Below are 8,249 nucleotides of genomic sequence, written 5' to 3'. Positions count from 1 at the left end.
AAAGATACTAAACAACTTAGAGCCAATTATGCTGATGTACCAAATAATATAATTGCTGCTATAGTAGATGCTAATAGTACTAGAAAAGATCATATTGCCAATGTCATAATCAAGAAAAATCCTGAAATAGTAGGAATATATAGACTTACAATGAAGACTGGTTCAGATAACTTTAGAGCTTCAGCTATACAGGGGGTAATTGAAAGAATTAAAGCTAAAGGCATAGAGGTAGTTATTTATGAACCTACGTTAGAAGAAGATAAATTCTTCTGCTCAAGGGTGATAAGAGATTTAGCAGAATTTAAAAGCTTACCAAGTATTATAGTAGCAAATAGGATGAGTAAAGAGCTAGAAGATGTAGAGGATAAAGTATATACTAGGGATTTATATATGAGAGACTAGAAAATTTTTAATAATTAAAACTGAAAGGCGAATGGGAATAAGAGTTGCAGTTTTTGCTAGTGATTCTTATTTTTGATATAGTTATAAAAATATTTTTTAAATATATCTATAATATAAAATATATAATTAGGTTTTAATAGTTTAGATCTAAAATATTAATAAAAGGTTAAAAGGATTCGATTTAATTTGTTGAGTTCTTTGTTTTTATGGTATAATTGGTTATTTGATTATTATAAGGACTTATATTATGTTTATTTTATCTATGAAAGGGGATAAACAATGACTAAAAATATTACTTGGCATGATGGAAAGGTTAGTTATGATCAGAGGTGTGATAATTTAGGGCAAGAGGGTATGGTAATCTGGTTTACTGGATTATCTGGATCAGGAAAATCTACTATAGCTGTAGAGGTTGAGAAGGAATTAGTCCTAAGAGGACAGGCTGTTTATCGTTTGGATGGTGATAATGTACGCCATGGATTAAACTCTGACTTAGGTTTCACAGCTGAAGATAGAAATGAGAATATTCGCCGGATTGCAGAGGTAGCTGCCTTATTTAAGGACTCAGGGATGATTACTTTGGCTTCCTTTATCTCTCCTTATCAAGAGACTAGAGATTTTGCTAGAGAAAGAGCAGGAGCAGACAACTTTATCGAAGTTTATGTGAAGGCAGATGTAGAGACTTGTGCCAAGCGTGATCCGAAGGGATTATATGAGATGGCTAAAAAAGGAGAGATTAAGAACTTTACTGGAATCTCAGCACCTTATGAAGTACCAGAGAATGCTGATTTAGTAGTAGATACCAAAGAATTATCAGTAGAAGCAGCAGTAGCGAAGGTTCTAGAAGCTATTGATAAGAGACAAGCATGGATTAAAGAGAACTTAGAGGCTACAGGGTAGTATATTAGATTGCTAAGGTCAAAAGATACTTGGAACCACAGATGAACACGGCGCTGTGAAAGAAGCTGTATTTGCTTCTTGAGGAAGTAGTCTTGGGCTGGATGAACACAAATAAGGTCAGTAAAAAGAATAAGGTCTAGAAATATTAATAGATCAAAAGATATTTGGAACCACAGATGAACACGGATGTACACGAATAAGATCATTAAATAAAAATAATTAGAATTATTTAAAACTTTGTATTTTTATTAAAACTAGAACTAAATTTATGCAATATAGATTAAAGTATTTAAAAATAATAATTAATGGTTTAAGAACTTAATCTTTTATTAGTGTTAATTCGTGTTAATCCGTGGTAAAAGAAGCTTTTAAGCTCTTAAAATTACTAATCAAGGTCAAAGGATATTGTAACCACAGATGAACACGGCGCTGTGAAAGAAGTTGTGTTTTACTTCTTGATCAAGTAGTCTTGGGCTGATGTACACAAATAAGATCATTAAAAAGATAAAATTATAGCTAATAGGGTTCTAAAGTTTTAATTAGTGTTAATTCGTGTGTATCCGTGGTAAATAAGCTTTTAAGTCTTTAATAACTAATCAAGGTCAAAGGATATTGTAACCACAGATGAACACGGATGTACACAAATAAGATCATTAAAAATATAAAATTATAGCTAATAGGCTTTTAAAGGTTTTATTAGTGTTAATTCGTGTTAATCCGTGGTAAAAGAAGTTTTTAAGTCTTTAATAACTAATCAAGGTCAAAAGATATTTGGAACCACAGATGAACACGGATGTACACAAATAAGATAATTAAAAAGATAAAATTATAGCTAATAGGCTTTTAAAGTTTTAATTAGTGTTAATTCGTGTGTATCCGTGGTAAAAGAAGCTTTTAAGTCTTTAATAACTAATCAAGGTCAAAGGATATTTGTAACCACAGATGAACACGGATGTACACAAATAAGGTCATTAAAAAGAATAAAGTCTAGAAATATTTATAGCTAATAAGATGTTAAAGTGTTAATTAGTGTTAATTTGTGTGTATCCGAGGGAAGAATAATTTGGATCTTATAAGTAATTTTTGGTATCTCTTTGGGTATGCTATCTTCTAGTATATTTAGAGGGGATGAAGCTATATGAGGCAAGTGATCTATAAAGAATTATCTTATCAAATAATTGGATTAGCTATGGAAGTACACAATGAATTAGGTTTTGGATTTTTAGAAAAAGTCTATGAAAATGCATTAATGGTATTGTTAGAAAGAGAAAGATTAGAAGCCAAACAACAGCATCCAATTAAGATAAATTTTTGTGATGAGGTAGTAGGAGATTATATTGCTGATATATTAGTAGAAGATAAAATTATTTTAGAATTAAAAGTAGTAGATAAGATTATAGGTATTCACAAAGCTCAGGTATTAAACTATTTGAAGGCGACTAATACTAAATTAGGCTTTATTTTAAATTTTAAGAACAAGAAATTAGAATTTGAGAGGTTAGTATTGTAGAAAAAGCAAGGTCAAAAGATATTGTAACCAATAAGATCATTAAAAAGATAAAATTATAGCTAATAGGCTTTTAAAGTTTTAATTAGTGTTAATTCGTGTTAATCCGTGGTAAATAAGCTTTTAAGTCTTTAATAACTAATTAAGTTCAAAGGATATTGTAACCACAGATGAACACGGCGCTGTGAAAGAAGTTGTGTTTTACTTCTTGATCAAGTAGTCTTGGGCTGATGTACACAAATAAGATCATTAAAAATATAAAATTATAGCTAATAGGCTTTTAAAGTTTTAATTAGTGTTAATTCGTGTGTATCCGTGGTAAAAGAAGCTTTTAAGTCTTTAATAACTAATTAAGGTCAAAAGATATTGTAACCACAGATGAACACAGCGCTGTGAAAGAAGTTGTGTTTTACTTCTTGATCAAGTAGTCTTGGGCTGATGTACACAAATAAGATCATTAAAAAGATAAAATTATATCTAATAGGGTTCTAAAGGTTTAATTAGTGTTAATTCCTGTGTATCCGTGGCAAAATAGCTTTCAAGTTTTATAAGTGTTTTCTATTATATTCAGAAAGAAGTATATCATAATGGAAAATTATCAGAAGTAAAGAAATGAGTGATAATATAATGAAGAAGATAGATTTACACATTCATACGACAGCCTCTGATGGATCTTTTACTCCAAGTGAATTGCTTGAAGAGGCTAAAAGAAGAAGGTTAAGCACAATTGCGATTACTGATCATGATACAGTAGCAGGTATAGAAGAAGCTATAGAAAAAGGAAAAGAATTAGGAATAGAAGTTATTCCTGGGATTGAATTGACTACTTATTACCAAGGGCAGAGAGTTGATATCTTAGGTTATCAGATCGACTATCATAACCAAGAACTGTTAGCAATTATAGATAATTTACAGAATTCCCGTGAAGTCAGAGCCAAACAAATCTTAGCTAAGTTATCTAACTTAGGTATAGAATTAGATTTTGCTAGATTAAAAGAGATTGCAGGTGAAACTGGAGTAGGTCGCCCTCATATTGCTCGATTGATGGTTGAGGAGGGGCATGTTTCAGAAATGCAGGAAGCCTTTGATAATTATTTAGAAGATGGTGGCCCTGCTTATGTTCCTAAATATCAATTAAAACCAGAAGATGCAATTGAATTGATTCAAGGTGCTGGGGGAATAGTTGTATTAGCTCATCCAGGAATAATTGATAATAATGAGATTGTTAAAGAGCTAATTAACTATGAAGGTTTGACTGGTATTGAAGTCTATTATTCTAAACATAGCAAGGAAGAAACTGAATATTATCTCTCCCTAGCCCAAGAAAATGACTTAATTATTACTGGAGGCTCTGATTGCCATGGGCCTGCTAATGAAGATAAGTATTTATTAGGAACTGTAGATGTACCTTATAGCTTGTTAGAAGAGTTGAAAAAATAAAGTCAAAATATTTTGGAACCAGAGATGAACACGAATGTACACGGATAAGATCATAAAAAAAGAATAAAGTTTAGAAATATTTATAGCTAATAAGATTTTAAAGTGTTAATTAGTGTTAATTTGTGTGTATCCGTGGTAAAAGAAGTTTTTAAGTCTTTAAGATACTAATCAAGATCAAAAGATATTTGGAACCACAGATGAACACGGATGTACACGAATAAGATCATTAAATAAAAATAATTAGAAGTATTTAAAACTCTGTATTTTTATTAAAATTAGAACTAAATTTACGCTATATACATTAAAGTATTAAAAGATAATAATTAATGGTTTAAGAACTTAATCTTTTATTAGTGTAAATTCGTGTTCATTCGTGGTAAAAGAAGCTGTTAAGTCTTTAAAGTTTTAATTAGTGTTAATCTGTGGTTAAATAAAGGTTTTAGGATTTTAATGGTTAATAGAGGTATTCATTTTAAATTTTAATAGAAAATAAGGAGTTGTTAAAATGTTAATTAAACCTCATGGAGGAGAACTAGTTAATAGAGTATTAGAAGGTGCAGAAAAAGAAGAACTACTAAATAAAGCAGATCAAATGCCACAGTTAAAATTGAGCTTACGTGATTTAACTGAGGCAGAAAACATAGCAATTGGACTTTATAGCCCTCTAGAAGGATTTATGACTGAAGATGATTATACTGGTGTTGTAGAAGATATGTACTTAACAAATGGATTACCATGGACTATTCCAGTAGTATTAGGTGTCAGCCAAAACCAAGCTGATGAACTAGAGATTGGTTCAGATGTGGCTTTAACTGATACAGCAGGAACTGTATATGCAGTGTTACATTTAGAAGATAAGTATACTTATGATCAAGAAAAAGAAGCTAAATTAGTATATAAGACTACAGAAGATGAGCATCCAGGTGTAGCTCAAGTTTACCAAAGGGGAGAAGTATTATTAGGTGGTAAGATATCATTAGTAAAAAGAATTGAACATGATATGTTTAACCAATATAGATTAGATCCTAAAGATGTAAGAGCTATGATTGAAGAGAAAGGATGGAATAGAGTAGTTGGATTCCAAACTAGAAATCCTATACATAGAGCCCATGAATATATTCAAAAATGTGGTCTAGAGATCTGTGATGGATTATTATTGACTCCATTAGTTGGAAAGACCAAAAGTAGTGATGTACCAGTAGAATATAGAATTGAAAGCTATGAGGTTGTTATGGACAAGATCTATCCTAGAGATAGAATTGCGTTAGCTGTTTTCCCAGCTGCCATGAGATATGCCGGACCAAGAGAAGCAGTATTCCATGCTTTATGCCGTAAGAATTATGGTTGTACTCACTTTATTGTTGGTCGAGATCATGCTGGAGTTGGAGATTATTATGGTACTTATGAAGCTCAAGAGATGTTTGATAACTTCACAGATGAAGAGATCGGAATCGAACCATTACGTTTTGAGCATGCCTTCTATTGTAAAGAGTGTGAAACAATGGCTACTGCTAAGACTTGTCCACACAGTAGAGAAGACCATATCTTCTTAAGTGGTACTAAAGTTCGTGGATTATTAAGAGAAGGAAATAGACCACCAAAAGAGATGACTAGACCAGAAGTAGCTGATGTATTGATAAAAGGTATGTCAACTAATAACTAAGTACATCTAAAAAGTACAGGATGAATCCTGTACTTTTTCATATATATAGAAAGCGATAAAGATTTTATATTTTATGTCTAGAATTTAAATTTTTATAATCCTTTAAGAACTAAAAATCAAAAGAATTAGTAGACTCATCAGAACTTAATCAGTGAAAATCAGCGTCAAAAAAGGTTTTTAAGAACTTAAAGATAAAAGCATAAAAAGATTTAAATTCTTTCTTATATTCTATATAGCTTAAAGAGATATTTAATTGAATAAAAGTGAATTTTTAGTTAGAATATAAGTTGGATAGTCTAGCTATTATATACGTTAAAGATACTTTTTGAAAAGAAAGGTCAAAAGATATTGTAACCACAGATGAACACGAATGTACACAAATAAGGTCATTAAAAAGAATAAAGTCTAGAAATATCTATAGCTAATAGGGTTCTAAAGGTTTAATTAGTGTTAATTCGTGTGTATCCGTGGTAAATAAGCTTTTAAGTCTTTAATAACTAATCAAGATCAAAAGATATTTGTAACCACACGCCCTGAAAGAAGCTGTGTTTGCTTCTTGAGGAAGTAGTCTTGGGCTGGATGAACACGGATGTACACAAATAAGATCATTAAAAAGATAAAATTATATCTAATAGGGTTCTAAAGGTTTTATTAGTGTTAATTCGTGTGTATCCGTGGTAAATAAGCTTTTAAGCTCTTAAAATTACTAATCAAAGGCAAAAGATATTTGTAACCACAGATGTATACGAATAAGAACATTAAATAAAAATAATTAAAAGTATTTAAAACTCTGTATTTTTATTAAAACTAGAACTAAATTTACTTTATATAGATTAAAGTATTTTAAAAATAATAATTAATGGTTTAAGAATTTAGTTTTTTATTAGTGTGTATCCGTGGTGAAAAAATTCTAATGTTTTGCTGTGAAAGATGTGAAAAGGGAGGAAACAAAATATGAAAATTGCAGTTGCAGGAACAGGCTATGTAGGCTTATCAAATGCAGTTTTATTAGCTCAAAATAATGAAGTAATGGCTTTAGATGTAGTAGAAGAGAAGGTAGATATGATTAATAATAGAAGGTCACCTATTGTTGATCAAGAGATAGAGGAATATCTAGCTACAAGAGATTTAGATTTAACAGCTACCTTAGATAAAGAAGAGGCATATGCAGATGCAGAATTTATAGTAATTGCTACCCCAACAGATTATGATACAGAGAAAAATTATTTCAATACAAGCACAGTAGAAGCTGTAATAGAAGATATATTAGAGATAAATACTCAAGCAGTTATGGTAATCAAATCAACAATACCAGTAGGATATACCAAAGCTATTAAAGAAAAATATAAGGCAGATAATATCATCTTTTCACCAGAGTTTTTAAGAGAAGGAAAGGCTTTATATGATAACTTATATCCGTCGCGAATAGTAATGGGAGAACAGTCTGAGCGAGCCGAAAAATTCGCAGATCTATTAGCTGAAGGTGCTATTAAAGAGGATATTGATATCTTATTTACTGATTCCACAGAAGCAGAGGCTATCAAATTATTTGCTAATACATATTTAGCATTGAGAGTATCCTTTTTTAATGAATTAGATACCTATGCAGAAGTGAAAGATCTTGATCCAAAACAGATAATAGAAGGTGTCTGTCTTGATCCTAGAATAGGTGATCATTATAATAATCCATCCTTTGGTTATGGGGGCTATTGCTTACCGAAAGATACTAAACAACTTAGAGCCAATTATGCTGATGTACCAAATAATATAATTGCTGCTATAGTAGATGCTAATAGTACTAGAAAAGATCATATTGCTAACGTAATCATCAAGAAAAACCCTGAAGTAGTGGGAGTATATAGGCTTACAATGAAAAAGGGCTCTGATAATTTTAGGGCATCATCTATACAAGGGGTAATGGAAAGAATTAAAGCTAAAGGCATAGAGGTAGTTATTTATGAGCCTACTTTAGAAGAAGATGAATTCTTCCGTTCAAGGGTGATAAGAGATTTAGCAGAATTTAAAAGTTTATCAAGTATTATAGTAGCAAATAGGATGAATAAAGAGTTAGAAGATGTAGAGGATAAAGTATATACTAGAGATTTATACATGAGAGACTAGAAATCAGTATACAGTTTATAGTTGACAGTTAAAGAAAAAAGGATAGCAATTTAGGATGAGAGTTACAGGTTTTTACTTGTAGCTCTTTTTATATTTTCAGTGTATCATTTGAATTTTAACAAAATAATATCAATCATAAGCTTAATAGAATTAATTATAAAATTTACTAAACACAGTGACTGATGAAGGAATTCAGATAGTTAAAGAGGAATTACT

General features: G+C 30.7%; 6 protein-coding genes. All 6 read left to right on the top strand.

The annotated features are described in order from the left end of the window. Window positions 1-402 (top strand): UDP binding domain-containing protein (locus OREMA_RS19170; RefSeq protein ID WP_018248095.1); only part of this gene is annotated, 402 nt, incomplete at its 5' end. Window positions 403-681: 279 nt separating this feature from the next. Beyond that, the gene (cysC, locus tag OREMA_RS0104545; RefSeq protein ID WP_018248094.1) at window positions 682-1,302 is read left to right on the top strand and encodes an adenylyl-sulfate kinase; all 621 of its coding nucleotides are present in this window, start codon (window positions 682-684) and stop codon (window positions 1,300-1,302) included. A gap of 1,138 nt (window positions 1,303-2,440) precedes the next feature. Further along, on the top strand, window positions 2,441-2,812 hold the full coding sequence (locus OREMA_RS0104540; RefSeq protein WP_018248093.1) for a GxxExxY protein: 372 nt from the start codon (window positions 2,441-2,443) through the stop codon (window positions 2,810-2,812). 609 nt (window positions 2,813-3,421) lie between these two features. Continuing rightward, complete coding sequence (locus OREMA_RS0104535) at window positions 3,422-4,249, top strand: PHP domain-containing protein (RefSeq protein WP_018248092.1); 828 nt, start codon at window positions 3,422-3,424, stop codon at window positions 4,247-4,249. Between the two features lie 505 nt (window positions 4,250-4,754). Then, window positions 4,755-5,912 (top strand): sulfate adenylyltransferase, encoded by a 1,158-nt coding sequence (gene sat / locus OREMA_RS0104530; RefSeq protein WP_018248091.1) that lies wholly within the window; start codon window positions 4,755-4,757, stop codon window positions 5,910-5,912. 954 nt (window positions 5,913-6,866) lie between these two features. Next, window positions 6,867-8,033 (top strand): nucleotide sugar dehydrogenase, encoded by a 1,167-nt coding sequence (locus tag OREMA_RS0104525; RefSeq protein WP_018248090.1) that lies wholly within the window; start codon window positions 6,867-6,869, stop codon window positions 8,031-8,033. Window positions 8,034-8,249: the final 216 nt, after the last annotated feature.

It is taken from the genome of Orenia marismortui DSM 5156, assembly GCF_000379025.1.
In the GTDB taxonomy this organism is placed as follows: domain Bacteria; phylum Bacillota; class Halanaerobiia; order Halobacteroidales; family Halobacteroidaceae; genus Orenia; species Orenia marismortui.
Note: the sequence above shows the minus strand (reverse complement) of the source record. Positions and strands in the feature narration are given on the sequence as shown.

What these genes read in the sequence shown, in the direction of transcription:
- cysC (WP_018248094.1), top strand. Translation starts at nt 682, where the DNA reads ATGACTAAAAATATTACTTGGCATGATGGAAAGGTTAGTTATGATCAG.
- OREMA_RS0104540 (WP_018248093.1), top strand. Translation starts at nt 2,441, where the DNA reads ATGAGGCAAGTGATCTATAAAGAATTATCTTATCAAATAATTGGATTA.
- OREMA_RS0104535 (WP_018248092.1), top strand. Translation starts at nt 3,422, where the DNA reads ATGAGTGATAATATAATGAAGAAGATAGATTTACACATTCATACGACA.
- sat (WP_018248091.1), top strand. Translation starts at nt 4,755, where the DNA reads ATGTTAATTAAACCTCATGGAGGAGAACTAGTTAATAGAGTATTAGAA.
- OREMA_RS0104525 (WP_018248090.1), top strand. Translation starts at nt 6,867, where the DNA reads ATGAAAATTGCAGTTGCAGGAACAGGCTATGTAGGCTTATCAAATGCA.